This window comes from Nonomuraea sp. NPDC005983, assembly GCF_040614375.1.
Taxonomy (GTDB): domain Bacteria; phylum Actinomycetota; class Actinomycetes; order Streptosporangiales; family Streptosporangiaceae; genus Nonomuraea.
Genome location: NZ_JBEXUP010000026.1, coordinates 17,935 through 41,737 on the forward strand (window position 1 = coordinate 17,935; position 23,803 = coordinate 41,737).

Genomic DNA, 23,803 nt, shown 5'->3' on the forward strand with positions numbered 1-23,803 from the left:
GGACGGCTCCCTTCACGAACCCGGCCGAAGGGGTGCGGTTCATCATCGGACGGCTCCCTTCACGAACTCGGTCGGAGGGGTGCGGCCGTGCCCCGAGTCGGCCGTGATCCGGCCGTCGCGGACGCGGACCTGGCGCGGGGCCCACTCGGCGATCTCCATGTCGTGCGTGATGATGGCGATCGTGGTCCCCCCGGCGTGCAGGTCCCGCAGGATGCCCAGGACCTCCGTGCCCGCCGCGGAGTCCAGGTTGCCGGTGGGCTCGTCGGCGAGCAGCAGTGGCGGGTCGCCCACCACCGCGCGCGCCACCGCCACCCGCTGCTGCTCGCCGCCCGACAGCTGGTGGGGGCGATGGTCCAGCCGATGGCCGAGCCCGACGCGTTCCAGCGCGGCGGCGGCCCGCTCCCGGCGCGTCCGCAGCGGGGTGCCGGTGTAGAGGAGGCCGTCGGCCACGTTGTCCAGCGCGGGCATGCCCGGTGCCAGGTGGAACTGCTGGAAGACGAAGCCCAGGTGCCGTCCGCGCAGCGCCGACAGCTCACGGTCGGACAGCTTGGCGACGTCGTGACCGGCGATGGTCACGGTGCCCGTGGTGGGCCGGTCCAGGGTGCCGATCAGGTGGAGCAGGGTGGACTTGCCGGAGCCGGACGGGCCGGCGATGGCCAGCAGCTCGCCGTCCTCGACCGCGAGGTCCACCCCGCGTAGCGCCTGCACCTGGCCGTCGTAGGTCTTGGTCACCTGCCGCAGGTCCACGATCATGACGCGGGCACCCCGACCTTCATGCCCTCGCTGAGCCCGTCCCCCTTGACCTCGACGAGGCCGCTGCCGAAGGCGCCGGTCTCCACCGCCACGATCCGGCTGGCGTTCCCCTCGACCACCTCGACGCCGAACCCGCCCTCGCGCAGCGCCAGCAGCGCCTCGACCGGCACGGCCAGCACGTTCTTGTGCCGCTCGCTCTCCAGCTCCACCTCGACGGGGGCCTGGTCCAGCTTCGATCTGGGCGGCTTGGTCAGCGTGATGTCGACGTCGATGGTCGTCGTGCCGTCGTCGTCCTGGCCGGACCCGGAGGACTTGGCGACGGTACCGACCGAGGAGATCTTCCCGGCCGCCTCCTCGCCGCCGGGCAGCGTCACCGTGACCTTGGCGCCCTTTCTGGCCATCGCCTGGTCGGAGGTGTCGAGGTCCACGCGCACCAGCCGCCGGGTGCCGCTGACCGTCAGCACCGGGCTGCCAGGGGCCGCCCTGCCGCCCACCTTGGCCTTGGCGTCGGTCACCCGGACGGCGGCGGGCAGGAACACCACCTGCGCGGCGTCCACCTCCCCCGTCTCGGACAGGCCACGGTCCTCCTGCCACTGCTTGACGGCCAGCCGGGTCGCGTAGCTGAAGTGGTCGTCCACGGTCAGGTAGTCGCCGTAGCCGAGCGCCTTGAGGTTGCGTTCGAGCTGCTCGACGTCCGGGCCGTCGGAGACGCCGAGCCGCAGCGTGCGGTAGAGCGGCACCGACCCGTACATCAGGGTGACCGGTTTACGGTCCACCTTGAGCAGCGACCGGCCGCGGCGGATCACCGCGCCCTCCTCGGCCACCCACGTCACCGTGCCGGACGCGCCGGCGGTCACGTCCCGCTCGTCGGAGTAGGTGAGCCTGCCGTCGACGGTCTTGGTGTCGATCAGGTCCTGCCTGGTGATCGCGGCCGTGCTCGGCGGCAGGGAGGCGGCGGGCGCCGCCGCGTCGGTGCCCGTGTCGCCGAGCACGGCGACCGCGGTCCAGGCGGCTGCCACGGCGAGCAGCCCGGCCACGATGGCGAGCCCGGCCTTCACGGCTGCTTCTTCCCGAAGCCCGGCGCGAACTCCTTGCACGCCTCCTCGGCAGCCTTCATCTTCTGCTCGCCGCCCTTGCCGATCTTCGCCCTGAACTCGCCGTTGGGGCCGGGGTCGGGCATGTCGACGCCGTGCTCGCGCATGCAGGCGGCGAACTTGACCATCCGGTCGCGCTGCGCCGGGTCCATCGGGCCGCCCATCTTGTTGCCGACCGCGTCCTTCATGAAGTGCTGGCAGGCCTGCATCGCCTTGCTGGGGTCGGGGTCGCCCTTCTTGCCCTTGATCGTCACCCGTCCGGACGAGTCGGGGTCGGGCATGTCCACGCCGTGCTCGCGCATGCACTGCGCGAACTTGAGCCGCGCTTCCTGCGGGTCCAGCGAGGGGGACGCGGACGCGGTCGGCTTCGCGGTGCCGCCGCCCGCGCTGGCGATCCCGTCGTCGGCGGGCTTCGAGCCGCACGCGGCCAGCGTCATCGCCAGCACCGGCGCCAGCCCTGCCAGCATGAGCCGAAATTTCATGACTTCGCTCCTCAGCACCGCGGGACGGACGCCCAGGTGCGGCCCCCACTCCAGCGCCACCGGTGCTAAACCCGGGTAAGGGGAGATCGCCTTACTCAGGGCTAACACCCGATCGGCCAAGGTCGGATCATGCGAGTGCTTGTCGTCGAGGACGAGGAACGGCTGGCGGAGGCGATCGCCCGCGGCCTGCGCCTGCACGCGATCGCCGTGGACGTCGCCTACGACGGCGAAGAGGCGCTGGACCTGGCCTCCTTCACCGACTACGACGTGGTCGTCCTCGACCGCGACCTGCCCGAGGTGCACGGCGACGACGTCTGCCGCGAGCTGCTGACCTCCAGTGCCGCCGGCCGCATCCTCATGCTCACCGCGGCCGGGCAGGTCCGCGACCGGGTCGACGGGCTGTCGCTGGGCGCCGACGACTACCTGGTCAAGCCGTTCGCGTTCGCCGAGCTGGTGGCCAGGGTCCGGACCCTCGCCCGCCGCTCGCCTAAGGCCGTGCAGCCCACCCTGGAACGGGCCGGGATCAGGCTCGACCCGGCCCGCCGCACCGTCACCAGGGACGGCAGGCAGATCACGCTGAACCGCAAGGAGTTCGACGTCCTGCGCGAGCTGCTGGACGCCGCAGGAGCCCTCGTCCCCTCCGCCGAGCTGCGCAGGAACGTCTGGGACGAGTACGCCGACGCGACCAGCGGCGTGCTGCGGGTCACCATCACCTCCCTGCGCAAGAAGCTGGGCGCTCCCCAGGCGATCGAGAACGTCCCCGGGAAGGGGTACCGGCTGTGAAGGCGATCAGACTGGGCCTGCGCATGCGGCTCACGCTGCTGTACGGCGGGGTGCTGCTCGTCACCGGGTCGGCCCTGCTCTGGATCACCTACCTGCTGACGGCCAAGGCGCTGAACCAGCAGTTCATCGTGGGGATGGGGTTCAAGGTGGGGCGCGACTCCGCGCTCCCTCCGGATGTGCCGACCAAGCAGGTGCTGCAGGCCCAGCTCGACCAGGACGCGAAGCAGGAGGTCGCGCGGCGGGCGGCCAGCGTGCTCGACGAGATGCTGAGGTCGTCCGTCGTGGTCATGGTCCTGATCGGGGTGATCGCGGTGGTGCTCGGCTACCTGGTGGCCGACCGTGCGCTGCGCCCGCTCGACCGGATGACCGAGACCGCGCAGCGGCTCTCCGAGAGCACGCTGCACGAGCGGATCGCGCTGCGCGGCCCCCAGGACGAGGTCAAACGGCTGGCCGACACCTTCGACGCGATGCTCGACCGGCTGGGCCGGGTGTTCGACGCGCAGCGCCGCTTCATCGCCAACGCCTCGCACGAACTGCGCACCCCGCTGGCGATCAACCGGACGGTGCTGGAGGTGTCACTGGAGGAGCCCGAGGCGTCGGAGGACCTGAAGGCGCTGGCCCGCGCGCTGCTCGGCACCAACGCCCGCTACGAGCGGTTGATCGAGAGCCTGCTGCTGCTGGCGCAGTCGGAGCAGGAGCTGGCCGTCCGCAAGCCCGTGGACCTGCCGTCGCTCGTGCGCACCGTGCAGGAGCAGCTGGACCTCGAGCCGCGCAGGCGGCAGGTGCGCGTGCACCACGACCTGGATCCGGCCGTCACCGAGGGCGACCCGCTGTTCCTCGAACGCTGCGTGTTCAACCTGCTGGAGAACGCGGTCAAGTACAACGTGCGCGGGGGCGAGGTGTGGGTGACGCTGCGGCGGGAGGGCCACCGCGTGCGGCTCACGGTGGCGAACACCGGGCACCTGGTGCCGCCGTACGAGGTGGACGACCTGTTCGAGCCGTTCACCCGGCTGCAGGGCGACCGCGTCCGCTCGGCGAGGGGGGCCGGGCTCGGGCTGTCGATCGTCAGGGCCATCGTGGACGCGCACGGCGGCGCCGTCACCGCCGAACCCCGCGAGGAGGGCGGCCTCACCGTCACCGTGACCCTGCCCACCCTCCCGCTGAGCGTTCCCCAGGACGAGGACCGCCGCCGTCAGTCCAGGTTGACAGAATCGGCGTTGTCAATCTAGCCTGACAGCGTGGACATGGGAGAACTCTCAGAGCGCATCAAGTCGAACGACCCCGCCATGGGCCTTCGCGCCGTAGGCGCCCTGCACCGCCTCGCCGAACAGGTCGAGGCCGTCTCGGTCGCGCTCGCCCGCGAGCAGGGCTGGACATGGGAGCAGATCGGCGACGCGCTCGGCATGTCACGGCAGTCGGTACACGCCAAGTACGGGAAGTGAGGGCCGCATGTTCGGCAAGGAGACAAGCCCGTTCGCGAAGGTCGTGACCGCGGCGCTGGAGGAGACGAGACAGCGCGGCGACCGGCGCCTCGGCACCGAACACCTGCTGCTTGGCCTGCTGCGCGACCCCGACTCGCCCACGGCGCGGGCGCTGGGCGTCCGGGTGGCCGACGCGCGGGCCGCCCTCGACGCGCTCGACCAGGCGGCGCTGAAGGCGATCGGCATCGACGTCGGCGTGCCGCCGAAGAGCAGGCCGCGCAGGCACCCGGCCGTTCCGGGCACCGCGCTGACGACGAGCGCCAGAGCCGCCATCAACCAGGCCATCAAGGCCACGACCCGGCGCACCCGCGACACCGCCCCCAACCACCTGCTGCTCGTCCTGCTCGCCCAGAGCCGCCCCGACCCGGTCGCGGAACTCCTGGACGAACTGCGCATCGACCGCTCCGCCAGCCGAGCCCGCCTCACCTGACGACCCGACCGCCGACCTCCCAGGACCGGCCGCTACCCCAGCGGGCGTACGTACGGCGGGCCCGGCCACTCCCCTGGGCGGACCTCACGACGCATCCACGGCCCGATGCGCCCCGCCTCCCCGGCGGCGACGCTGGACCCATGAACACGATGACGCACTGGGGGTGGAGCGGAGGGTTCTGGCCGCTCATCCCGCTCTTCTGGGCACTGTTCTGGGTCGCCGTCGTCGCCTTCGCCGCCCACGCGTGGCGCAAGGGCCAGTGGGGGCCGCGCCGGGCCGAGGTCCGGGCGACCACGTCAGCGGAGCAGATCCTCGCCGAGCGATACGCTCGCGGCGAGATGAGCCATGACGAGTACTTCGAGCGGATGTCCGTACTCAGGGGTGGTTAAACCGGGCGATCGGGTTAAACAACTGTGACTGGCCGCATCCGGCGGGCAACGTTACGTTGCGACCAGGACGTCATAAGGGGGACGAGGTGCAGCCGACCGCCCTGCTCGTCACCGGACTCGTCGCAGGGCTGGTGGCGGGCACCGCCTCCTGCACCGCCGTCCAGGGCGGGCTGCTCGTCGGCCTCCTCACCCGCCCCTCGGACGGCGCCTGCATGACACCCGGCGGGCGGCGTTCCGCTGAGCGTCAGGCGCCGGTCGCGTGGTTTCTCACAGGCAGGCTGGCCGCCTACTCCGTCACGGGCGCGCTGCTGGGCCTCCTCGGTTCGGCCGTCCGCTTACCGCCCACGCTCCGGGCGGTGCTGCTGGTGGCGGCGGGCATCGCCGTCATCGCGTACGCGCTCAACCTCCTCCGCCGCGACCGCCCGGCGTGCGCCCCGAACGACCTCCCAGACGAGCCGCCCTCGCCCGGCGGGGTGGGGCGGGCATCGCTGCTGGGGGCGGCGACGATCCTCGTCCCGTGCGGGGTCACGCTCGCGATGGAGATGGCGGCGGTTTCCAGCGGGTCGGCGGTCGGTGGGGCGGCGGTGATGGCGGGGTTCGTCGCCGGCACCGCGCCCGCGTTCGCGGTGCTCGGGTACGTCCTGCGGAAGGTGGCCCGCACCAGGCTCGTCAAGGTGGCCGTGGCGGTGGCGGTCGCGGCCGGGGTGTGGACGGTCGGGGCGGGCCTGAACCTCGGAGGCTGGCTGCCGACGTCATCGCCTCCTGCCACCGCCGCCACCGCCACGAAGCCCGGCCGGCCCGCCCCGTCCCAGCAGGCCACCACGCCGGGCCGGACGGCCACGTCGGGAGAGGGCGCCCCGGCCGGGCAGACCGTGACGATCTGGGCGACGAGCGAGGGCTACCGGCCGGGCGCGGTGATGGCCAGGGCGGGCGTCCCCGTCGAGGTGGTCTTCAAGCTGGTGGACCAGGGCTGCACCCGCACCGTCACGATCGCCGGCCAGGACGTCGCCCTGCCAGCCACCGTGCGCCTCCCCCCGCAGCGGCCAGGCATCCTGCGCTACGTCTGCGGCATGGGCATGTACTCCGGGTTCATCAATTTCTCGTAGTACGCTCGGCAATTGCGCTCCGCACCCGAACGGTTACGTGCCACCCTGTGCCCGTGACGACGTGGTGGCAAGGTGAGGTGGCGCCGCCGGCCGTTCCGGCGCCACGCGTCGGCGACGAGCCCGAGCTGCTGACAGCCGCCGAAGAGGGCGACGCCGAGGCCGCGCACCGGCTCGGCAAGCTGTACGCCCAGCGCGGCGACCGGTCCGCGGCGAGGCGGTGGTGGGAGCGGGCCGCCGCGAGCGGCAACGTCGACAGCGCCTACAACCTGGGCATCTGGCACGAGAAGCACGGCAGCCTCGAGGAGGCGATCTCCTGGTACGAGCTGGCCGCCGGCACGGGCGACGCCGAGGCCGCGGTCAACCTGGCAACGTTGCTGCTGGAGCAGCGCGGCGACGTCGGGGCCGCGCGCAGCTGGTTCGAGAGCGCGGCCCACGCGGGTTCCGCCCGGGCGGCCCGCAGGCTGGCCCTGATCTGCGAGGACGCGGGCGAGGTTCCGGCGGCGCGGGAGTGGCACCGCAGGGCGGCGGCCGACGGCGACGCCACGTCCGCGTACGACCTCGGCTTCCTGGCCTATTCGACGGGCGAGGAGGAGGAGTCGGTGCGGTGGTGGGAGTACGCCGCCCGCTACAGCCACGCCGACTCCTCCTACTACCTGGGCCTGCTGCTGCACGCCAGCCGCGACCCGGAGGGGGCGGAGGCGTACTACCGGCTGGCCGCCAGGAGCGAGCATCCCGGCGCGGCGTCCCAGCTGGGGAGCATCGCGCTCGGCCACGGCGACCTGCGGACGGCGCGCGCCTGGTTCGAGCGGGCCGCGAACGCCGGGCGCCTGGAGGACCAGCGGATGGCCGGGTTCGTCTGCCTGGAGCTGGACGATCCTCACGGCGCCAGCCACTGGTTCGGCAGGGCGGCGTGCAGCGGCGACGCCGAGTCTGCGTTCGACTTCGGGCTGCTGCTGATCGCCGAGTTCGACGACCTGGGCGGCGGGCAGCACTGGTTCCGTCAGGCGGCGCTGGCCGGGCACCATCAGGCCGCCGTGGAGCTCGGCGGGCTGCTCGTGGCGGCGGGGCGGGAGAGCGAGGCTCGGCAGTGGCCGGCCGCTCCCCTGGCCGATCCGCCTCCGCCGGCCTGGGACCGTCCGGCCGAGCCGGAGCTGGTCGCGCGGGCGGAGCTGGCCTCGGCGGCGACCGGGCGCAGGGGAGGCGTGCCGCTGCCCGTGCCGGAGCTGACGGAGCTGCTCAGCACCTGGGACGTGGTGACCAGGCCGCTGCACGACCCCGCGGAGGTGCTGTCGTGGCTGGTGGGGCGGAGCGGGCTGCACCGGAGCGCCGTGGAGCATCTGGCGTCGGTGCGCAGCACGCTGCTGCGTCCCGGCAGCGCGCCGTGGCCGAGCCCGGGCGAGATCGCCCACGTGCTGACGACGGCCCGCCTCCTGCGGCAGCGGCTCGGCGTGCGTTAACGCTGGCCGAGGTGGAACAGGTTGCCCTCGTCGTCCTTGAAGACGGCTGACCAGCCCCAGTGCTCCTGCTTGGGCGGCTGGGTGAACTCGACGCCGCGGGCGCTGAGCTCCTCGTGGGTCTTGACGATGTCGTCGGCGTAGAAGAGGACGTAGCTGGGCCTGCCGGTGTCGAGCTTCGGCCAGCCGGGGCCCGCCTTCATGATGGCCAGCCTGGCTTCGCCGCCGGGCGGTTCGATCTCGATCCACCGGTCCTGTCCGTAGGGCAGGTCCCTGGTGACGGTGCAGCCCACCTTCCCGACCCAGAAGTCGACGGCCTTCTGCTGGTCGTCGACGTAGAGCGCGACCTGGCTGATTCCGAGTGCCATGAGAAACCTCCTTGTATCCAAAACGGATATAACCAGGATGGTGTTATCGTGTCAATCGTGCTGACGGCTGCCGGATTCCACGTGCTCCTCGCGCTGGCCAGTGGCCCCGGGCACGGATACGCGGTGATGCGGTTCGTCGAGGAGATCAGCGAGGGGGCGGTCAGGCTGGGCCCCGGCACGCTCTACCGGACCATCAGCAGGCTCGTCGCCGACGGGCTGGTCGAGGAGTCCGAAGGGGGCGACCCGGCGGCGCCGCACGACGCGAGGCGCCGCTACTACCGGCTGACACCGCAGGGCGAGCAGGCCGCCCGCGCCGAGGCCGCGCTGATGGCGCGGATGGTGGGGGCGGCGCGAGAGGCAGGTCTGATCACGTGACATCGCTGCGGCCGCAGGGCCTGAGCCCGCACCTGTTCGTGCGCGACGCCGAGGCGGCGATCGACTTCTACCAGCGCGGCCTCGGCGCGGTGGAGGTGTTCCGCAACACGCTGCCCAACGGGGTGATCCTCTTCGTCGAGTTGCAGCTCGGCGCGGGGCGGCTGCTGATGAGCGAGGAGACAGCGGAGCTCGGCGCGCCGGCCCCGCCGACGCTGGGCGGCAGCCCGGTGCTGATCCTGCTGGAGGTGGACGACCCCGACGGAGTGGCCCGGCAGGCGCTGGACGCGGGGGCGGAGGTGGAGATGCCGGTGCAGGAGACGTTCTGGGGTGAGCGCTACGGCGTGCTGCGCGACCCGTTCGGGCACCGGTGGGCGGTGACGACCGCGAGGGAGCAGCTCACGCCCGACGACATCATGGGGCAGACGCCCAGGGACGTGGCGTAGGGGCGCGGCGGCGTCCGCACCCCTACCGGGTCAGGCCGCGAGGATGTCGGCGACCGGGGTGTACGGCAGCGCGAGCGCGTCGGCGACCGGCTCGTTGGTGAGCTTGCCGTCGTGGGTGTTGAGGCCGCCCGCGAGGCCGGCGTCGACCCGGAGCGCCTCCTTCCAGCCCAGGTTGGCCAGCTTGACCGCGTACGGGAGGGTCGCGTTCGTCAGCGCGTAGGTGGACGTGTTGGCCACCGAGCCCGGCATGTTGGCCACGCAGTAGAAGATCGACTCGTGCACCTTGTAAGTGGGCTCGGCGTGCGTGGTCGGGCGCGAGTCCTCGAAGCAGCCGCCCTGGTCGATGGCGATGTCGACGAGCACGGAGCCCGGCTTCATCCGCGAGACCAGGTCGTTGGAGACCAGCGTCGGAGCCTTGGCCCCGGGGATGAGGACCGCGCCGATGACCAGGTCGGCCTGCAGGACCTCCTGCTCGATGGCGTACGAGGTGGAGACGAGCGTCTTGAGGCGTCCCTGGTAGATGGCGTCGATGAAGCGCAGCCGGTCGACGTTGGTGTCGAGGACGGTGACGTCCGCGCCCATGCCGACGGCGATCTGCGCCGCGTTCAGCCCGGACACGCCGCCGCCGATCACGACGACCTTCGCCGGGGCCACGCCGGGGACGCCGCCGGGCAGCACGCCGCGCCCGCCGTTGAAGCGCATCAGGTTGTACGCGCCGACCTGGGGCGCGAGCCGGCCCGCCACCTCGGACATCGGGGCGAGCAGCGGCAGCGCGTTGCCCACCTGCACGGTCTCGTAGGCGATGCCGGTGCTCCGCGCGCCGAGCAGCGCGTCGGTGCACGGCCGGGACGCGGCCAGGTGCAGGTACGTGAAGAGCACCAGGCCCTCGCGCAGCCGGTGGTACTCCTCCGCGACCGGCTCCTTGACCTTGAGCACCATGTCGGCCTGGGCCCAGACCGCGTCGGCGCTGTCGAGGATCTTCGCGCCCGCCGCGAGGTACTCCTCGTCCGTGATCTGCGAGCCCAGGCCCGCACCTCGCTGGACGGTCACGTCGTGGCCGTTGCGGACCAGTTCGTGCACGCCTGCCGGGGTGGCGGCGACGCGGTACTCGTGGTTCTTGACCTCGGCAGGCACGCCGATCTTCATGGCCGTTTCCTTTCAGGAAAGATCCGGCACGGCGGGTCGCCGTGCCGGATTAGGGGGTGTTTAGAGGCGAGCCCACGCTTCGGTGAGCACGTTGCGGAGAATCGACCCGATCTCGTCGAACTCCTTCGGACCGGCGATCAGCGGGGGCGCGAGCTGGATGACGGGGTCGCCACGGTCGTCGGCGCGGCAGTAGAGGCCCGCGTCGAACAGCGCCTTCGACAGGAAGCCGCGCAGCAGCCGCTCGGACTCCTCGGTGCTGAACGTCTCCTTGGTGGCCTTGTCCTTGACCAGCTCGATGCCCCAGAAGTAGCCGGACCCCCGGACGTCGCCGACGATCGGCAGGTCGCGCAGGCCGTCCAGGGTGGCCTGGAAGAGCGGCTCGTTCTTGGTGACGTGGCCGAGCAGGTCCTCGCGCTCGAAGATGTCCAGGTTGGCCAGGGCGACGGCCGCGGAGACGGGGTGGCCGCCGAAGGTGTAGCCGTGGGCGAACATGGTGTCGCCGTTCTTGAACGGCTCGAACAGCCGCTCGTGCGCGATCATCGCGCCGATCGGGGAGTAGCCGCTGGTCAGCCCCTTGGCGCAGGTGATGATGTCGGGGACGTAGTCGAACTTCTGACCGCCGAACATGGTGCCGAGGCGGCCGAAGGCGCAGATGACCTCGTCCGAGACGAGCAGCACGTCGTACTCGTCGCAGATCTCGCGCAGCCGCTGCCAGTAGCCGGGAGGCGGCGGGAAGCAGCCGCCCGCGTTCTGGACGGGCTCGGCGAAGACGGCGGCCACCGTGTCGGGGCCCTCCATCTCGATGGCGCGGGCGACGCGTTCCGCGGCCCAGATGCCGTACTCCTCGGGCGTCATGCCCTTGACGCCGGTGATCTCGTCGGCGCGGTAGTGGTTGGTGTTCGGCACCCGGACGGAACCCGGCACGAGCGGCTCGAACATCTGCTTGAACGCGGGGATGCCGGTGATCGACAGGGCGCCTTGCGGGGTGCCGTGGTAGGCGATCTGGCGGCTGATGACCTTGTGCTTGAGAGGCTTGCCGACCTGCTTGTAGTACTGCTTGGCCAGCTTCCAGGCGGTCTCGACCGCCTCGCCTCCGCCGGTGGTGAAGAAGACGCGGTTCAGCTCGCCAGGGGTCTGCTCAGCCAGGCGCTGGGCCAGCTCGGCGGCCTTCGGGTGCGCGTAGGACCAGAGCGGAAAGAAGGCCAGCTCCTGGGCCTGCTTGGCGGCGGCTTCGGCCAGCTCGTGGCGCCCGTGGCCCACCTGGACCACGAAGAGCCCGGCCAGGCCGTCGAGGTAGCGCTTGCCGTGGATGTCGTAGATGTACGACCCCTCACCGCGGACGATGGTCGGGATCTCGGTCTGCTGATAGGCGCTGTGCCTGGTGAAGTGCAACCACAGGTTGTCCTGAGCGGCCTTCAGGACGTCTTTTTCCGGCTGCTTCATGGTTATCTTCCCTCGTGTCTGAGCTTCCCACAGTCTCCCTGTTCACCTGCGGTTTGCCAAGGGAAAGCGTCGCAACACTATGCAAGAAAACCGAGATCCGTAGAAGCTCTATGTAAGCGCTACGAAATCCGCAGGTAGATTAACCCACGGGTCAAAGGGTTCCCAGCAACGCGGAACCGTCTGTGATCCAATGAGACGTTAACTATCGAGAACGACCCGGGGGACCGTCCCGTGACTCCTGACCAGATCGAGAGCGCAGTCGCAGCCGCGATGCCTCAGGCCGTCGAGGAACTGAAGCGGCTTGCCGCCATTCCCTCGGTGGCCTTCCCCGGGCATCCAGAGGAGCCCGTCTACGCCGCCGCCGCCGCGACCGAGGAGCTGCTGCGCAGCACCGGGCTCGCGCGCGTCCAGCAGATCCCCGTCGACGGCAGCTTCCCCGCCGTGTACGGCGAGTCGCCCGCCCCGCCCGGGGTGCCCACCGTGTTGCTGTACGCCCACTACGACGTCCAGCCCGCCGGCGACCCCGCCGCCTGGCGCACCCCGCCCTTCGAGCCCACCCTGATCGACGGCCAGCTCTACGGCCGGGGCACCGCCGACGACAAGTCGGGCATCATCTCCCACGTCACCGCGCTGCGCACGTTCCAGGGCCGCTTCCCCATCGGCATCAAGGTCATCATCGAGGGCCAGGAGGAGTACGCGGGCGAGCGCCTGGAGGCGTTCGTCGAGCGCAACCCCGACCTGCTGCGGGCCGACGCCATCGTGGTGGCCGACTGCGGCAACCCGCGCGTCGGCGACCCGGCCGTCACCACGTCCCTGCGCGGCATGGCGGCCTTCACCGTCGAGGTGCGCACGCTGCGTGAGCCGGTGCACAGCGGCTCCTTCGGCGGCGCCGCCCCCGACGCGCTCGCGGCGCTCATGCGGATGCTGACCGCGTTGCACGGCGACAACGGCGACATCCGCGTCCCCGGCCTGCCGAGGGGCGGCTTCCTCGGCCAGGGCCCGTCGGAGGAGGAGTTCCGCAAGACGGCGGGCGTCCTCGACGGCGTGTCGCTGGTGGGCTCGGGCTCGCTCGCCGACCGCCTGTGGTCCTCCTACGCGATCACGGTGACGGGCCTGGACGTGCCCACGGTCTCCGGTGCGATCAACGCCGTGCAGCCCGCGGCCAGGGCCAGGGTCACGGTCCGCGTCCCTCCGGCGGGCGACCCCAAGACCACGGTCGACGCGGTGGTGGACTTCCTGCGGCAGGTGGCGCCGTGGGGCGTGCAGGTGTCGTTCGGCGACTTCACCGTGGGCTCCGGCTTCCAGGCCGACTCGGGCGGCAAGGCCAGGTCGGCGCTCAACCGCGCCATGGAGCGCGCCTTCGGCCGCCCTCCGCGGGACGTCGGCGCGGGTGGCTCGATCCCCCTGGTCAGCACCCTGCTCAAGCAGTTCCCCGCGGCGGAGATCCTGCTGTTCGGCGCCGAGGACGAGGACGCGGCCATCCACGCGCCCAACGAGCGGGTGAACCTGGAGGAACTCCGCAAGATCGCCACCACGGAGGCCCTCTTCCTCCACGAGCTCGGCCTGCCGTCAACCCTCGGCATCTGAGGCACTCACCGCGCCCCTTTCCCCCTCCCCGCCAGGCGGAAAGGGGCTGCCGGACTTGACGGCGCGTCCGGGCTCACACCGTGATCGGGAGGCTGCGGTCCAGGCCGGTCATGTGCAGCAGCCGGGTCATGAACGGGCGGGGCGCGGCCAGGGCCAGCGTGATGCCCTGCGCTCGAGCGCGGTGCTGCACACCGACCAGGACGGCCAGGCCGGAGGCGTCACAGAACGACACCTCGGACAGGTCGAGGATGAGCGTGCTGGTGCTGGAACGCAGCAGGTCCAGCAGGCCCTGGCGCAGCGCCTTGGTGCTGAAGATGTCGATCTCTCCCGAGAGGTAGATGGTGGTCGGAGCGGACGGATCGGCTCTGCCGAGCGGGTAGCCGTCGGTGATGGTCATGAGGTTCTCCGATCGGAGAAGTGTAGGAACGCGGCGCCTGCCGGCCGCCGGTCGGTCAACCGACCGGCCGGCGGTGCAGGCACCGTGATCGCGTGGCCGGCATGCTCAGCCGGCCGATGGAGCGGATGATCGCTGGTCGGCGAGGTGTCCGCCTTCGTTCTCCCAGTCAGCCCAGCCGTCCACGTCCGCCGGGCCGGCGGGCGAGGTGGCGGGCGAGGTGGCGGGCGAGGTGGCGGGCTGGTGCGCGCCGGTGAGGATGTCGGCCTCGCCGTGGGTGGTGAGTGTGAGCGCGGCCGTGGCAGAGCCCTTGGCGGTTCCCGGCGGGATGACCAGCAGGACGATCGGCTTGGCGTCCGCGACGCTCAGGACGACCACGCGGGGATCGGTCTGGTGGAAGCAGCCGACCTGCACCTGACGCCCCCGTGCCGGAACGTGTCGCGGGATGTGCTCCCACGCGTCGCGATACATGCCCACGCTCAGCGTGGCCCGGCCGAGCCGCTGATCGACGGCGGCGATGAGTCCGGGCAGCTCGGCGGCGGCGTCACGGGAGTAGGGCCACCACACCCCGTCGACCACGGCCCGCCGATCCAGCGCTGGGCTCAGGCTGAGCCGGACCGCGGAGTCGATCACGGAGACCGCGGAGATGGCGCCCAGCGGCTTGAGTCGAGAAAGAATTGTCGGCGTCATGATCGCCTGGCCTACCCAGGCCCCGCAAGGAACCTAACGAATGGTCTATCGCCGCGGGCGACGCCGACCTGGGTGCCAACGCACGAAGTGTCCTCGGTACTTTGAGTCTACTCTCATCGATGACCGCTTCCGTAAGGCTGACGCTCTCGGACGCTCCCCGCGCGGCGACCTGACCTGGCGGCACCGCCGGCGCTCCGGTGCCGGTGGTGAGGAGGCCTCGCTCGGGGAGAGCGCGGATCGACACGCGCGCCGCACAGGTTTCAGGATTCCGGGAGCAGGCCGCGTCCGACGACGGCGAGCAGGCGGTCGGCCTGGTCACCGTCGGCGGTGGCCAGCGCGACGCCGTTCACGAGGGTCAGCAGGTCGCGCACGTCAAGGTCCGCGCGGACGGCCCCCGCCTGCTGCGCCCGGTCAAGCAGCTCGGACGCGGTCGTCGTCATGGACTCGTGCCACGTCGACAGCAGCGCCGAGCGCTCGGTGTCGCTCTCGCGGGAGACGGCCAGGGCGAGGTCGCGCTTGGTGGCCACGTGCTCGACGAACAGGCGCAGCCACTCGTGCAGCGCGTCCTGCGGGGACTGCGCGCCGAGCAGGGCCGCGCCCGTGGCGCAGAGCTCGGCGACCTCGTCGCGGTAGACGGCGATGATCAGGTCGCAGCGGGTCGGGAAGTGCCGGTACATGGTGGCGTTGCCGACCCCGGCGCGGCGGGCGACGTCGTCGAGCGGCGCATCGGGGCCGCGCTCGGCGAAGATCTGCCTGGCGGCGGCCAGCAGCAGGTCGTAGTTGCGTTGGGCGTCCGCCCGCATGACACTCCTCGCCAAGTGGGGCCTTCCCCGGTCAGTCTAGTGAATGGACGAGCCGGAGCCCCGTCTCCACCAGCACCCAGCCCAGCCGCCGCCGAAGGGCGCGCACGGCCGGCATCTGGGTGACCACCGCCGGCACTCTTGCCCGGCGCCACTCCGACGCCCTCTCCCGCAGTTCGCGGGCTCGGCCGCGCTCGACGAACAGGTACAGGTCGGCGTCCATCACGCTGTCTCCTCGACTACTGGTCCGGTACGGAACGGGAAGCCGTACACGTGCAGGGCGACGTTCTCGCGGCCCTCGGTGTCGGCCTCGCGGGCGGCCCGGCCGTGCGCCTGCCACTTCGCGACGAGCGCCTCCATCTCGCCCTTGAGCTGGCCAAGCTCGGAGGCGGTAAGCCAGATCAGAGACTCGGAGCCGAAGGCGACATCACGCCACTCCTGCTCCCAGCCCGCCTGCGAGTCGAGGTAGCTCTCGTACATCTCCTCGCGCTGGCGGGCCGCCACCCGCGAGAGCGCCGTGTGGGCGGCGACACCCTCGGGGCTGTCGCGGAAGTCGCGATCTCGGGTGCTGACGCCTCTGTGGGCCAGCTGCCACCAGCGCTCGCGGGCGTCGCCACCGGGCCGGTCGGCCTCCTCGATGAGGCCGTGCGCGGCCAGTTTGCGCAGGTGGTAGCTGACCAGTGACACGGCCTCGTCGACCTGCTCGGCCAGCATCGAGGCCGTCGCCTCGCGGGCGACGTTCAGGGCTCGGTAGAGCCGCAGGCGCAACGGGTGCCCCAGCGCCTTGAGCTCGTCGAGATCGGTGATGCGGCGGTTCTTCTCGGCGGCCATGGCACCAGCGTAGATGTGCAAGGAAATTTGCGCAATAAAAATTTTCTATCTCGGCCAGCGGTAGCGGGTGTGGCTGTACCCGCCCTTGCGGAAGCCGTACGCGGTGACCGGGACGACCTCGAACACCAGCGCCCGCCCGCCGCCGGGGTGATGGAAGGCGCCGTCGCGCACCTCGAAGCGCCAGTCGGCGCCGTACTTCGCCGCGTACGCGTCCGCGAGGCGCTGGAGCCTGCCCGCGTCGGCCACCTGCTCAGCGGGGCCCTCCACGACCACGTCCAGGCCCTCGTGCAGGGAGTTGACGCCGGTGGTCAGCGCCACGCCGCGGTTCGCCTCCAGGTTCCTCGCCTTCTGCTCGGCCGGGCCGGTGCAGAACCAGAGCGCGCCGTCGTGCCAGACGGCCAGCAGGGGCGTGACGTGCGGGCGGCCGTCGGCTCGGACGGTGGTGAGCCAGAACGTGCCGGCCCGCTCCAGGTGGCCGCACGCCTCCGCCCAGGGGGTCGCCGTGGCGCCCTCGTCGCTGTATCGGGCGTCCAGCTCGGTGATCGGTTCCATGGTCGCTCTCCTTTCCGGACGTGCCGACCGTGCGGGCGTCAGGAACTCATCGCCGGACGGGGGAAGAGTTTCAGGAAGCGCTCCACCACCTGCCGGTCGCCCTCCACCTCTACCCCGTCGGAGTCGAGCGGGAGGCCGGTGAAGGCGAGCGCGCGCAGCGTCCCGGCGTCGGTGTCGAGGACGGCGTCGGACTCGGCGAACGCCCTGGACAGCGAGAGCCGGGCGTCGCGCACCTCGGCCAGGAAGCGGTCCTCGCCGAGCCGCAGCTCCACCCGGGCGTCGAAGCCCTGGGCGGCCTCCGCGTCGAAGGTCGACTTCAGGGCCAGGACGAGCGCGTCGACGCTCAGCGGGGCGTCCGACCGCAGCGGCGCGCGGCTGCCCCAGCGGGCCAGCGCGAGCACCACGGGCTCCAGGTCGAGGCCGCGGTCCGTCAGCTCGTAGACCCGGCTCGCGGCGGGCGGCGGGAGCCTGCGCCGCCGCACCACACCCGACTCCTCCAGCTCGCGCAGGCGCTGCGCGAGCACGTTCTGGCTGGCGCCCGGCAGGCCGGAGCGCAGGTCGGTGAAGCGTTTGGGGCCCAGGAGCAGCTCACGGACGATCAGCAGCGCCCACCGCTCCCCCACGTGGTCGAGCGCCCGCGCGATACCGCACGGGTCGTCGTAGCTCCGCATCCGGGCTCCTTGCAACTCAGGACTGCTTGGTACTAGTTTAGGACCAAATCTGAGAGGAGCAAGCCGATGAGTGAACTGCCACAGGGCGACGTCCGGCTGCTGGAGCACGAGGTCGCCCGGCGCCTACTCGCCTCGACCGAGCTGGCCCGCGTCGCCTACGTCGCGGGCGACGGGTCCCCGCGCGTCTTCCCGATGATGTTCCACTGGGCCGGCGGGGAGCTCATGCTGCCCACGTTCGCCGGCTCCGCCAAGGTCGCCGCGCTGCGGGCGCGTCCCGACATCGCCGTCACCATCGACGTCGCGGGCCCGCCGCCCGAGGTGCTGCTGCTGCGCGGCCGGGCGGAGGTGACGGACGTCGACGGGATCCTCCCGGAGTACGCGCTGGCGCACCGGCGCTACTACGGGCAGGAGCAGGGCGACAGGAACGTCGCCCAGGTCGACCGGCCGGGCGTCAGGATGGCGCGCATCGCCTTCCGTCCGTCCTGGGTGGGGGTCCTCGACTTCCAGACGCGCCTGCCCCGCGCCCTGGCGGGACGGAGCTGAGCGTGGCGACCTTCGTACTGATCCACGGCGGCGGCGGGAACGCCCGGCACTGGCGGCTGGTCGAGCCCGAACTGCGCGCCCACGGCCATGACGTGGTGGCCGTGGACCTGCCGGTCGAGGACGAGTCGGCGGGGCTCGGCGACTACGCCGACACGGTGGTCGAGGCCGTCGGCGACCGTGTCGACCTGGTCGTGGTGGCCCACTCGTGGGGCGGCTTCGTCGGCCCGCTCGTCTGCGACCGCGTCAAGGCCGATCTGCTGGTGCTGGTGACGGCCATGATCCCGGCTCCGGGCGAGCCGCCCGCCGACTGGTGGGGCAACACCGGCTTCCGCGCGCCCGGCATCGACGACCAGGTGGCGGTCTTCCTGCAGGACGTCCCGCCGGACCTGGCGGCCGAGGTGATGGCGACGGGGCGCGAGCACGCCGAGAAGGCCCTGGCCGAGCCGTGGCCGCTGGACAGGTGGCCGGACGTCCCCACGAAGTTCGTGCTCTGCCGCGACGACCGCTTCTTCACCCCCGCGTTCATGCGCGAGGTCGTCAGAGAGCGGCTCGGCGTCGTCCCCGACGAGATCGACGCCGGTCACACCCCCATGCTGTCGCGCCCCAAGGAGCTGGCCGCCCTCCTGGAGAGTTACCTCTGACCGTTTTGACGTGACGAATCCCACCAAGCACTGACAATACGGCTGCGCTACCCTTTTGTACTGACTGGTCAGTCCAAGAGAGGAAAGCTGTCGTGATCGTCGCCAAGGGCCTGTCGGTCGAGGGGGCCTACCCCGAGGTCTCGTTCGAGGCCGGGCCGGGCACGCTCACGGCCGTCGCCGGCCCCGCGGGCAGCGGGCGGACCAGCCTGCTGCTCACGCTGGCCGGCCGGATGAAGCCCACCGCCGGCGCCCTGAAGGTCGCCGGGCACACCGCGCCGCGCGCCATCCGCAAGGCCGCCGCGCTGGCCCTGGTGGACGGCGTGACGGATCTCGACAGATCGCTGACCGTCAGGGAGCACCTGCGCGAGCGCAGGCGGGCGCCCCACCGGGGCGCGCTGAAGGCGGCGGGTCTCACCGTGGACGAGGGCACGCTGGTCCGGGAGCTGGACCGCGAACAGCAGGTACGGCTGGGCGTCGCGCTCGCCCTGCTGGACGAGCCGAAGGTGATCGTCGCCGACAACGTCGACGCCGGCCTGCCGGACGACCGGCAGCAGGCGCTCTGGCGCCTGCTCGGCGACCTGGCCGCCGGCGGCGCGACCGTGGTGGCCTCCTGCGTCCAGGCTCCCACCCGCTACGACCACCTGGTGGAGTTGTCATGAAGGGCATGCTGCGTTCCCGCCTGACCAGGACGGCGCTGGCCGCGGTGATCCTGCTGCCGCTGCTGTACGCCGGGCTGTACCTGTGGTCGTTCTGGGACCCGCAGGGCAACCTGGACCGGCTCCCCGTCGCCCTGGTGATGGAGGACCGGCCCGCGACCGCCGACGGCACGACCCTGCACGCCGGGCAGGACCTGGCCGCGGAGCTGCGCGACAGGAAGGTGTTCGACTGGCACGAGACCACGCCCCAGCAGGCGGCCGACGGGGTCGGCGACGGCAGCTTCTACCTGGCGCTGACCATCCCCGCCGACTTCAGCGCGCGGCTGACCTCGCCGTCCGACCAGGCGGGCACGCCCACACCGGCGCAGCTCGGGCTACGCCTCGACACGGGCCGCAGCTACATCATGGGCAGCATCTCCGACGCGGTCTTCAACGAGGTGCGGGCCGCGGCCGAGCGGACCGCCGTGCGCGGCTACTTCGACAAGGTCTTCATCTCGATCTCCGACATCCACGACAAGACGTCCGAGGCGGCCGACGGCGCCGGCAAGCTGCGTGACGGCGCTCTGCAGGCCGGCGACGGCGTCTCCCAGCTCAGCGCCGGGCTCGGCACCGCCGAGAACGGCGCGCAGCAGCTCTCGGCGGGCCTGAGCACCGCGAACACCGCGACGGGCAGGCTGCGCAACGGCTCCGCCCAGGTCACCAGTGGGATCACCCAGGCACAGCAGGCGATCGGGCAGCTCCGCGACGGGCTGAACAAGCTGGGCGACGGCACGGGGCAGCTCGCCGACGGCGCGCGGCAGGCGTCCAAGCAGGTGCACGCGCAGACCAAGACGGTGAACCAGCTCGCCGACAAGTACGTCCCGGTGCTGGACGAGTGGGGCCCGAAGGTGGCCGACGCCGCCGAGGCGGTGGCCGGCGCGGCCGACCAGGTCGCCGACGGGCTCGACGCCCAGGCGGGCAGGGCGGCGGGCGACGCCCAGGAGGCCGGCTCGCGGGCCCGCGCCGCGCTCGACCGGCTCGACGCGGACGCCGACCCCGAGGTGCGCAGCCTGCTGCGCGAGGCGGCCGGCTCGGCCGAGCGGGCCGCGAACCAGGCGAGCGAGCTGCGTGACCGGCTCGGCGGCCGGTCGAACCTGCCCGCCCAGGCACGCGAGCTGGCCGCGGCGGCCCGCAGGATCGCGGCCGTCGCCCCCCAGCTCGGCCCCAAGGTCAACGAGGTCAGGAAGCAGGTGGACGCGCTCGACGCGGGCCTGGCCAAGCTCGCGAGCGGCGCCGCCAAGGTCGACGCCGGCGTGGGCAAGGCGGGCCAGGGCGCGACCAAGCTCTACCAGGGGGCCACCAAGCTCCGCGACGGCTCGGCCCAGGTCACCAGCGGCATCGGCAGCCTCGGCAGCGGCCTGGTCAGGCTGAGCGACGGCGCGTCCCAGCTGCACTCGGGTACCGACCGGCTGCACGACGGCGCGATCAAGCTCGACAAGGGCATGGACAAGCTGGCCAAGGGCTCGACCGACCTCGCCGACGGCCTCGACGACGGCGCCAAGCAGATCCCCGACTACGACGCGCAGCAGCGCCAGGCCCGCACGGACGTGATGAGCGACCCGGTGCGGCTGGCCAAGACCGTGAACAACGAGGTGCCCAACTACGGCACCGGCTTCGCCCCGTTCTTCCTGCCGCTGGCGCTCTGGGTCGGCGCGATGATCGCCTACATGGTGCTGAAGCCGCTCAACCAGCGCAGGTTGGCGGGGACGCAGGGCGCGCTCAGGATCGCGCTGTCGGGCTGGCTGCCCGCGGTGGCGCTCGGCGCGGCGCAGGTCGGCGTGCTGCTGGCGGTGCTGAGGTTCGCCCTCGGGCTGGAGGCGGCGCACTGGGCGGGCGTGGCGGGCCTGCTGCTCCTGGCCGCGGCCGCGTTCCTGGCGATCGTGCAGGCGGTCAACGCGCTGCTCGGCCCGCCCGGACGGGTGGCCGCGCTGGCCCTGCTGATGCTCCAGCTCACCTCGGCGGCCGGGACGTACCCGATCGAGACGTCCCCCGGCTTCTTCCAGACGATCTCGCCGTGGCTGCCGATGAGCTGGGTGGTGTCGGCGCTGCGCAGACTGATCAGCGGCGGCGATCTGACCGTGGTGTGGCAGGCTTGCGGCGTGTTGTCCGCCTTCCTCGTCCTCGGGCTCGCGCTCACCACTCTCGCCGTGGAGCGCGGCCGTACCTGGTCCGTCAAGCGCCTGCACCCGGAGCTGTCCCTGTGAGCCGCCAGGACACGCGGATGAAGGTGTTCGCGGCCGCGATCGAGCTGATCGCCGAGCAGGGGTACTCGGCCACCACCGTCGACGCGATCGCCGAGCGCGCAGGGGTGGCCAAGGGCACCGTCTTCTACAACTTCGGCAGCAAGGAGGCGCTGTTCGGCGCGCTGCTCGAGCACTCCATCGGCATGCTGGCCGACGCGCTGGCGGAGGCGGCGGTCGGCGAGACCGCGCTAGAGGCGCTCGACTCCGTGGTGCTCGGTCAGCTCCGCTTCTTCGAGGAGTACGGGCCGTTCGCCCGGGTGCTGCTCAGCGAGATGTGGCGGACCGCCTGGCAGGAGGCGGTGGCCCAGCTGCGCACGAGGGCGCTGGGCGTCTACGCGGACGTGCTGCGCCGCGCCGCCGCCGCCGGCGAGGTTCGGGCCGACCTGGACGTGGAGACGGCCGCGACGGCGGTGTTCGGCATGGTGTTGACGGTCTCGACCGAGCGGCGGGCCCTGCATCCGGATCGTCCCCTGGCGCAGACCCACGCCACGCTCGTCGAGCTGCTGCACGGCCGCATCAGGTGACCTTCCGGGCCTATCGCACCGGCAGGTCGTAGACGCGGCGGACACTGCTGCCCACCTTGCTCACGTCCGCGCCGTAGACGTGCACCGAGACCCCGACCTCGGCGCTGGTGTTGCGGACCATGTGGATGTCGCCGGGCGGGGCGAAGCCGCTGACCTCTCCCGGACGGTTCTCGGCCCGGCCGATCTCCACGAGGTGGTCGCCCATGTCGCGGTAGAGAGTCTCGGACTCGATGCCGCTCAGGATGCCGAACGTGCACCACGAGACGTGGTCGTGGATCACCGTGTGCTGGCCGGGACGCCAGACGACGGCCATGATCGAGAAATCGTCCTGGGCGTGCAGCAGGTGGGAGACGTAGCGCTCAGGGGAGCCGGCTCGCTCGTCCGGCGTGAGCAGGTCGAGCGGGGGAAGGTGGTCGCGCATCAGGTCGGCGACCGCGAACGCGCTCTCGCGGGGGCCGAGACGCTGGGCGGTGATGGCGCCGATGCCCGACACGAGCTCGTCGAGCCCCGGCCTCACGGTGGTGGTGGCCATATTCATGGTATCCCCCTAGGGAATAGAGATAATCCGCCTTCCCCTTCTACGGTCCTACACGCTCATCGATAGGTCCAACAGAAGTCTTTTGACTCATCGATAGATAAGCTTGATGAATGCTCGATGTCGTGCGCCTTCGCGTCCTGCTCGCCGTCGCCAGGACTGGCTCGCTCACCGCGGCCGCCAAGGAACTGCACTACTCCCAGCCCTCGGTCAGCCACCACCTCGCCCGTCTCGAAGCCGAGACCGGCGCCAAGCTGCTCCAGCGCGTCGGGCGCGGCATCCGGCTGACCGAGGCGGGCAGGCTGCTCGCCGAGCGCTCAGCGGAGATCATCGGCCGCCTCGACGACACCGCCGAGGAGCTCGCCGCGCACGTCGGCCTGCGGTCGGGACGGGTGCGGCTGGCCGCCTTCCCGTCCGCGCTCGGCACCTTCATCCCCAGGGCCGCCATGCGGCTCGCCCGCGAGCACCCGGGGCTGCGGCTGCACCTCACCGAGACCGAACCGCCCGAGGCGCTGCGGCTGCTGCGAGCCGGGCGCGTCGACGTCGCGGTGATGTTCCGCTACGACGACACCGAGCCCGAGGACGGCGACATCCACATGATCCACCTCCTGGACGACCCCAGTTACCTGGTCTCGCCCACCCCGCCGGGAGAGCTGGCCGACCACGCCGAATCGTCATGGATCGCCGGCTGTGACCGGTGCCGTGGCCACCTGCTCGACATCTGTGCGAAAGCCGGGTTCGCCCCCCGCATCTCCTTCACCAGCGACGACATCGTGGCCGTGCAGGCGCTCGTCGCGGCCGGCATGGGGCTCACCGTGCTGCCCGGCCTGGCGCTCACGGCGCACCGCAACCCCGACATCGAGATCGCCCGCGTCCCCGGCTCGGCCCGCCACGTGCACGCCGCCGTCCACGGCGCACCGCCCTACCCTCCGGCGACGGAGGCGCTGCTGACTGCCCTGCGCACCAGCCTCTGACCGGCTCCCCCACGACCGTCCCGCCCGCGCGAAAAGCTGTTGACCGGGTCCCTACGATCGTCCCATGCCGGACCTCTCCACAATCGCCCTGTTCTGTGCGGCAACGCTCGCCCTGCTCGTGGTGCCGGGCCCCGCGGTGATCTTCATCGTCACCAGAAGCGTCGCCCAAGGCCGGGCCGCCGGGCTCTGGCTGGCGCTCGGCATGGCCAGCGACGGCGCGTACGCGCTGCTCTCCTCGGCCATGGCCGGACGCGTCCGCCACTCGGCCCGCGCCCGACGCCGCCTCGACGTCGGCAGCGGCCTCGTCTACCTCGGCCTCGCGGCCTGGCTCACCGCCGAGAAGGCCTAACAAGGCCCCCGAATCCATGCCGGGGGC

Annotated in this window: 31 protein-coding genes; 17 read left to right on the forward strand and 14 right to left on the reverse strand. The window is 71.9% G+C overall.

The features are described 5' to 3' along the window. Positions 1-42 precede the first annotated feature (42 nt). The 3 genes from ABZ297_RS14760 to ABZ297_RS14770 are packed head-to-tail and all read right to left on the reverse strand — an operon-like array spanning position 43 to position 2,329. A complete protein-coding gene (locus ABZ297_RS14760; protein ID WP_355344991.1) occupies positions 43-753 on the reverse strand; it encodes an ABC transporter ATP-binding protein in 711 nt (236 codons plus the stop codon). Beyond that, on the reverse strand, positions 750-1,811 hold the full coding sequence (locus ABZ297_RS14765) for a peptidoglycan-binding protein (protein WP_355344994.1): 1,062 nt from the start codon (positions 1,809-1,811) through the stop codon (positions 750-752). The genes ABZ297_RS14760 and ABZ297_RS14765 overlap by 4 nt, the downstream gene beginning before the upstream one ends. Continuing rightward, on the reverse strand, positions 1,808-2,329 hold the full coding sequence (locus ABZ297_RS14770) for a hypothetical protein (protein WP_355344997.1): 522 nt from the start codon (positions 2,327-2,329) through the stop codon (positions 1,808-1,810). The genes ABZ297_RS14765 and ABZ297_RS14770 overlap by 4 nt, the downstream gene beginning before the upstream one ends. Positions 2,330-2,458: 129 nt before the next feature. Here ABZ297_RS14770 and ABZ297_RS14775 point away from each other — a divergent pair, with 129 nt between their 5' ends. From ABZ297_RS14775 to ABZ297_RS14805, 7 genes are all read left to right on the forward strand, one after another. Further along, the gene (locus tag ABZ297_RS14775) at positions 2,459-3,112 is read left to right on the forward strand and encodes a response regulator transcription factor (RefSeq protein WP_355345000.1); all 654 of its coding nucleotides are present in this window, start codon (positions 2,459-2,461) and stop codon (positions 3,110-3,112) included. Next, entirely contained in the window at positions 3,109-4,341 is a 1,233-nt protein-coding gene (locus tag ABZ297_RS14780; RefSeq protein WP_355345003.1) for a HAMP domain-containing sensor histidine kinase, read from the forward strand. The genes ABZ297_RS14775 and ABZ297_RS14780 overlap by 4 nt, the downstream gene beginning before the upstream one ends. A 15-nt stretch (positions 4,342-4,356) precedes the next feature. Further along, positions 4,357-4,554: a helix-turn-helix domain-containing protein gene (locus ABZ297_RS14785; protein WP_214633670.1), complete on the forward strand. Its 198-nt coding sequence runs from the start codon at positions 4,357-4,359 to the stop codon at positions 4,552-4,554. Between the two features lie 7 nt (positions 4,555-4,561). Continuing rightward, positions 4,562-5,023 (forward strand): Clp protease N-terminal domain-containing protein, encoded by a 462-nt coding sequence (locus tag ABZ297_RS14790; protein WP_355345006.1) that lies wholly within the window; start codon positions 4,562-4,564, stop codon positions 5,021-5,023. A gap of 140 nt (positions 5,024-5,163) precedes the next feature. Continuing rightward, on the forward strand, positions 5,164-5,412 hold the full coding sequence (locus tag ABZ297_RS14795; protein WP_355345009.1) for a hypothetical protein: 249 nt from the start codon (positions 5,164-5,166) through the stop codon (positions 5,410-5,412). Positions 5,413-5,498: 86 nt separating this feature from the next. Next, positions 5,499-6,518, forward strand: a complete 1,020-nt coding sequence (locus tag ABZ297_RS14800; RefSeq protein WP_355345012.1) for a sulfite exporter TauE/SafE family protein — start codon at positions 5,499-5,501, stop codon at positions 6,516-6,518. 53 nt (positions 6,519-6,571) lie between these two features. Further along, a complete protein-coding gene (locus ABZ297_RS14805; RefSeq protein ID WP_355345015.1) occupies positions 6,572-7,975 on the forward strand; it encodes a tetratricopeptide repeat protein in 1,404 nt (467 codons plus the stop codon). Here ABZ297_RS14805 and ABZ297_RS14810 read toward each other — a convergent pair. Continuing rightward, the gene (locus ABZ297_RS14810; RefSeq protein ID WP_355345018.1) at positions 7,972-8,340 is read right to left on the reverse strand and encodes a VOC family protein; all 369 of its coding nucleotides are present in this window, start codon (positions 8,338-8,340) and stop codon (positions 7,972-7,974) included. The genes ABZ297_RS14805 and ABZ297_RS14810 overlap by 4 nt on opposite strands. Before the next feature lie 48 nt (positions 8,341-8,388). Between ABZ297_RS14810 and ABZ297_RS14815 the strand changes: the two genes are divergently transcribed. Both ABZ297_RS14815 and ABZ297_RS14820 read left to right on the forward strand, forming a co-directional pair. Beyond that, positions 8,389-8,715, forward strand: coding sequence for a PadR family transcriptional regulator (locus ABZ297_RS14815; protein WP_355345021.1), 327 nt, complete (start codon positions 8,389-8,391; stop codon positions 8,713-8,715). After that, positions 8,712-9,158 carry a VOC family protein gene (locus tag ABZ297_RS14820; RefSeq protein WP_355345024.1) on the forward strand — a complete coding sequence of 149 codons (447 nt, stop codon included), beginning with the start codon at positions 8,712-8,714 and terminating at the stop codon, positions 9,156-9,158. The genes ABZ297_RS14815 and ABZ297_RS14820 overlap by 4 nt, the downstream gene beginning before the upstream one ends. A gap of 30 nt (positions 9,159-9,188) precedes the next feature. Here ABZ297_RS14820 and ald read toward each other — a convergent pair whose 3' ends face one another. After that, positions 9,189-10,304: an alanine dehydrogenase gene (ald, locus tag ABZ297_RS14825; protein WP_355345027.1), complete on the reverse strand. Its 1,116-nt coding sequence runs from the start codon at positions 10,302-10,304 to the stop codon at positions 9,189-9,191. A gap of 60 nt (positions 10,305-10,364) precedes the next feature. Next, positions 10,365-11,747, reverse strand: coding sequence for an aspartate aminotransferase family protein (locus tag ABZ297_RS14830; protein ID WP_355345030.1), 1,383 nt, complete (start codon positions 11,745-11,747; stop codon positions 10,365-10,367). A gap of 231 nt (positions 11,748-11,978) precedes the next feature. Between ABZ297_RS14830 and ABZ297_RS14835 the strand changes: the two genes are divergently transcribed. After that, positions 11,979-13,334 (forward strand): dipeptidase, encoded by a 1,356-nt coding sequence (locus ABZ297_RS14835; RefSeq protein ID WP_355345034.1) that lies wholly within the window; start codon positions 11,979-11,981, stop codon positions 13,332-13,334. A 73-nt stretch (positions 13,335-13,407) separates the two neighbouring features. Here the strand turns inward: ABZ297_RS14835 and ABZ297_RS14840 are convergent, their stop codons facing one another. The 7 genes from ABZ297_RS14840 to ABZ297_RS14870 all read right to left on the reverse strand — a co-directional run bounded on the left by ABZ297_RS14840 (position 13,408) and on the right by ABZ297_RS14870 (position 17,272). Next, positions 13,408-13,731 (reverse strand): STAS domain-containing protein, encoded by a 324-nt coding sequence (locus ABZ297_RS14840; RefSeq protein ID WP_355345037.1) that lies wholly within the window; start codon positions 13,729-13,731, stop codon positions 13,408-13,410. 105 nt (positions 13,732-13,836) lie between these two features. Then, complete coding sequence (locus ABZ297_RS14845; protein WP_355345040.1) at positions 13,837-14,418, reverse strand: DUF5994 family protein; 582 nt, start codon at positions 14,416-14,418, stop codon at positions 13,837-13,839. Positions 14,419-14,678: 260 nt separating this feature from the next. Beyond that, complete coding sequence (locus ABZ297_RS14850; protein ID WP_355345043.1) at positions 14,679-15,221, reverse strand: helix-turn-helix domain-containing protein; 543 nt, start codon at positions 15,219-15,221, stop codon at positions 14,679-14,681. Positions 15,222-15,252: 31 nt separating this feature from the next. Then, positions 15,253-15,441, reverse strand: coding sequence for a hypothetical protein (locus ABZ297_RS14855; protein WP_355345046.1), 189 nt, complete (start codon positions 15,439-15,441; stop codon positions 15,253-15,255). After that, the gene (locus tag ABZ297_RS14860; protein WP_355345049.1) at positions 15,441-16,049 is read right to left on the reverse strand and encodes a helix-turn-helix domain-containing protein; all 609 of its coding nucleotides are present in this window, start codon (positions 16,047-16,049) and stop codon (positions 15,441-15,443) included. The genes ABZ297_RS14855 and ABZ297_RS14860 overlap by 1 nt, the downstream gene beginning before the upstream one ends. 45 nt (positions 16,050-16,094) lie before the next feature. After that, positions 16,095-16,601, reverse strand: a complete 507-nt coding sequence (locus ABZ297_RS14865) for a pyridoxamine 5'-phosphate oxidase family protein (protein ID WP_355345052.1) — start codon at positions 16,599-16,601, stop codon at positions 16,095-16,097. A gap of 38 nt (positions 16,602-16,639) precedes the next feature. Beyond that, positions 16,640-17,272, reverse strand: a complete 633-nt coding sequence (locus ABZ297_RS14870) for a winged helix-turn-helix transcriptional regulator (RefSeq protein ID WP_355345055.1) — start codon at positions 17,270-17,272, stop codon at positions 16,640-16,642. A gap of 66 nt (positions 17,273-17,338) precedes the next feature. Between ABZ297_RS14870 and ABZ297_RS14875 the strand changes: the two genes are divergently transcribed. The 5 genes from ABZ297_RS14875 to ABZ297_RS14895 all read left to right on the forward strand — a co-directional run bounded on the left by ABZ297_RS14875 (position 17,339) and on the right by ABZ297_RS14895 (position 21,918). Further along, positions 17,339-17,815, forward strand: a complete 477-nt coding sequence (locus ABZ297_RS14875; RefSeq protein WP_355345058.1) for a pyridoxamine 5'-phosphate oxidase family protein — start codon at positions 17,339-17,341, stop codon at positions 17,813-17,815. Positions 17,816-17,817: 2 nt separating this feature from the next. Beyond that, entirely contained in the window at positions 17,818-18,456 is a 639-nt protein-coding gene (locus ABZ297_RS14880) for an alpha/beta hydrolase (protein ID WP_355345061.1), read from the forward strand. 92 nt (positions 18,457-18,548) lie between these two features. After that, positions 18,549-19,115, forward strand: a complete 567-nt coding sequence (locus ABZ297_RS14885; protein WP_355345064.1) for an ATP-binding cassette domain-containing protein — start codon at positions 18,549-18,551, stop codon at positions 19,113-19,115. Between the two features lie 5 nt (positions 19,116-19,120). Beyond that, the gene (locus ABZ297_RS14890) at positions 19,121-21,355 is read left to right on the forward strand and encodes a YhgE/Pip domain-containing protein (RefSeq protein ID WP_355345067.1); all 2,235 of its coding nucleotides are present in this window, start codon (positions 19,121-19,123) and stop codon (positions 21,353-21,355) included. A 17-nt stretch (positions 21,356-21,372) separates the two neighbouring features. Next, positions 21,373-21,918 (forward strand): TetR/AcrR family transcriptional regulator, encoded by a 546-nt coding sequence (locus ABZ297_RS14895; RefSeq protein ID WP_355345070.1) that lies wholly within the window; start codon positions 21,373-21,375, stop codon positions 21,916-21,918. A 10-nt stretch (positions 21,919-21,928) separates the two neighbouring features. Here the strand turns inward: ABZ297_RS14895 and ABZ297_RS14900 are convergent, their stop codons facing one another. Continuing rightward, positions 21,929-22,450 carry a cysteine dioxygenase family protein gene (locus ABZ297_RS14900; RefSeq protein WP_355345073.1) on the reverse strand — a complete coding sequence of 174 codons (522 nt, stop codon included), beginning with the start codon at positions 22,448-22,450 and terminating at the stop codon, positions 21,929-21,931. Positions 22,451-22,566: 116 nt separating this feature from the next. Here ABZ297_RS14900 and ABZ297_RS14905 point away from each other — a divergent pair, with 116 nt between their 5' ends. Together ABZ297_RS14905 and ABZ297_RS14910 are read left to right on the forward strand one after the other, a co-directional pair. Continuing rightward, positions 22,567-23,427 (forward strand): LysR family transcriptional regulator, encoded by an 861-nt coding sequence (locus tag ABZ297_RS14905; protein WP_355345076.1) that lies wholly within the window; start codon positions 22,567-22,569, stop codon positions 23,425-23,427. Between the two features lie 64 nt (positions 23,428-23,491). Then, on the forward strand, positions 23,492-23,776 hold the full coding sequence (locus ABZ297_RS14910; protein ID WP_355345079.1) for a hypothetical protein: 285 nt from the start codon (positions 23,492-23,494) through the stop codon (positions 23,774-23,776). Positions 23,777-23,803 lie beyond the last annotated feature (27 nt).

What these genes read in the sequence shown, in the direction of transcription:
- ABZ297_RS14760 (WP_355344991.1), bottom strand. Translation starts at nt 753, where the DNA reads ATGATCGTGGACCTGCGGCAGGTGACCAAGACCTACGACGGCCAGGTG.
- ABZ297_RS14770 (WP_355344997.1), bottom strand. Translation starts at nt 2,329, where the DNA reads ATGAAATTTCGGCTCATGCTGGCAGGGCTGGCGCCGGTGCTGGCGATG.
- ABZ297_RS14775 (WP_355345000.1), top strand. Translation starts at nt 2,459, where the DNA reads ATGCGAGTGCTTGTCGTCGAGGACGAGGAACGGCTGGCGGAGGCGATC.
- ABZ297_RS14785 (WP_214633670.1), top strand. Translation starts at nt 4,357, where the DNA reads ATGGGAGAACTCTCAGAGCGCATCAAGTCGAACGACCCCGCCATGGGC.
- ABZ297_RS14790 (WP_355345006.1), top strand. Translation starts at nt 4,562, where the DNA reads ATGTTCGGCAAGGAGACAAGCCCGTTCGCGAAGGTCGTGACCGCGGCG.
- ABZ297_RS14795 (WP_355345009.1), top strand. Translation starts at nt 5,164, where the DNA reads ATGAACACGATGACGCACTGGGGGTGGAGCGGAGGGTTCTGGCCGCTC.
- ABZ297_RS14810 (WP_355345018.1), bottom strand. Translation starts at nt 8,340, where the DNA reads ATGGCACTCGGAATCAGCCAGGTCGCGCTCTACGTCGACGACCAGCAG.
- ald (WP_355345027.1), bottom strand. Translation starts at nt 10,304, where the DNA reads ATGAAGATCGGCGTGCCTGCCGAGGTCAAGAACCACGAGTACCGCGTC.
- ABZ297_RS14830 (WP_355345030.1), bottom strand. Translation starts at nt 11,747, where the DNA reads ATGAAGCAGCCGGAAAAAGACGTCCTGAAGGCCGCTCAGGACAACCTG.
- ABZ297_RS14840 (WP_355345037.1), bottom strand. Translation starts at nt 13,731, where the DNA reads ATGACCATCACCGACGGCTACCCGCTCGGCAGAGCCGATCCGTCCGCT.
- ABZ297_RS14845 (WP_355345040.1), bottom strand. Translation starts at nt 14,418, where the DNA reads ATGACGCCGACAATTCTTTCTCGACTCAAGCCGCTGGGCGCCATCTCC.
- ABZ297_RS14850 (WP_355345043.1), bottom strand. Translation starts at nt 15,221, where the DNA reads ATGCGGGCGGACGCCCAACGCAACTACGACCTGCTGCTGGCCGCCGCC.
- ABZ297_RS14855 (WP_355345046.1), bottom strand. Translation starts at nt 15,441, where the DNA reads ATGGACGCCGACCTGTACCTGTTCGTCGAGCGCGGCCGAGCCCGCGAA.
- ABZ297_RS14860 (WP_355345049.1), bottom strand. Translation starts at nt 16,049, where the DNA reads ATGGCCGCCGAGAAGAACCGCCGCATCACCGATCTCGACGAGCTCAAG.
- ABZ297_RS14865 (WP_355345052.1), bottom strand. Translation starts at nt 16,601, where the DNA reads ATGGAACCGATCACCGAGCTGGACGCCCGATACAGCGACGAGGGCGCC.
- ABZ297_RS14870 (WP_355345055.1), bottom strand. Translation starts at nt 17,272, where the DNA reads ATGCGGAGCTACGACGACCCGTGCGGTATCGCGCGGGCGCTCGACCAC.
- ABZ297_RS14875 (WP_355345058.1), top strand. Translation starts at nt 17,339, where the DNA reads ATGAGTGAACTGCCACAGGGCGACGTCCGGCTGCTGGAGCACGAGGTC.
- ABZ297_RS14890 (WP_355345067.1), top strand. Translation starts at nt 19,121, where the DNA reads ATGCTGCGTTCCCGCCTGACCAGGACGGCGCTGGCCGCGGTGATCCTG.
- ABZ297_RS14895 (WP_355345070.1), top strand. Translation starts at nt 21,373, where the DNA reads ATGAAGGTGTTCGCGGCCGCGATCGAGCTGATCGCCGAGCAGGGGTAC.
- ABZ297_RS14900 (WP_355345073.1), bottom strand. Translation starts at nt 22,450, where the DNA reads ATGGCCACCACCACCGTGAGGCCGGGGCTCGACGAGCTCGTGTCGGGC.
- ABZ297_RS14905 (WP_355345076.1), top strand. Translation starts at nt 22,567, where the DNA reads ATGCTCGATGTCGTGCGCCTTCGCGTCCTGCTCGCCGTCGCCAGGACT.
- ABZ297_RS14910 (WP_355345079.1), top strand. Translation starts at nt 23,492, where the DNA reads ATGCCGGACCTCTCCACAATCGCCCTGTTCTGTGCGGCAACGCTCGCC.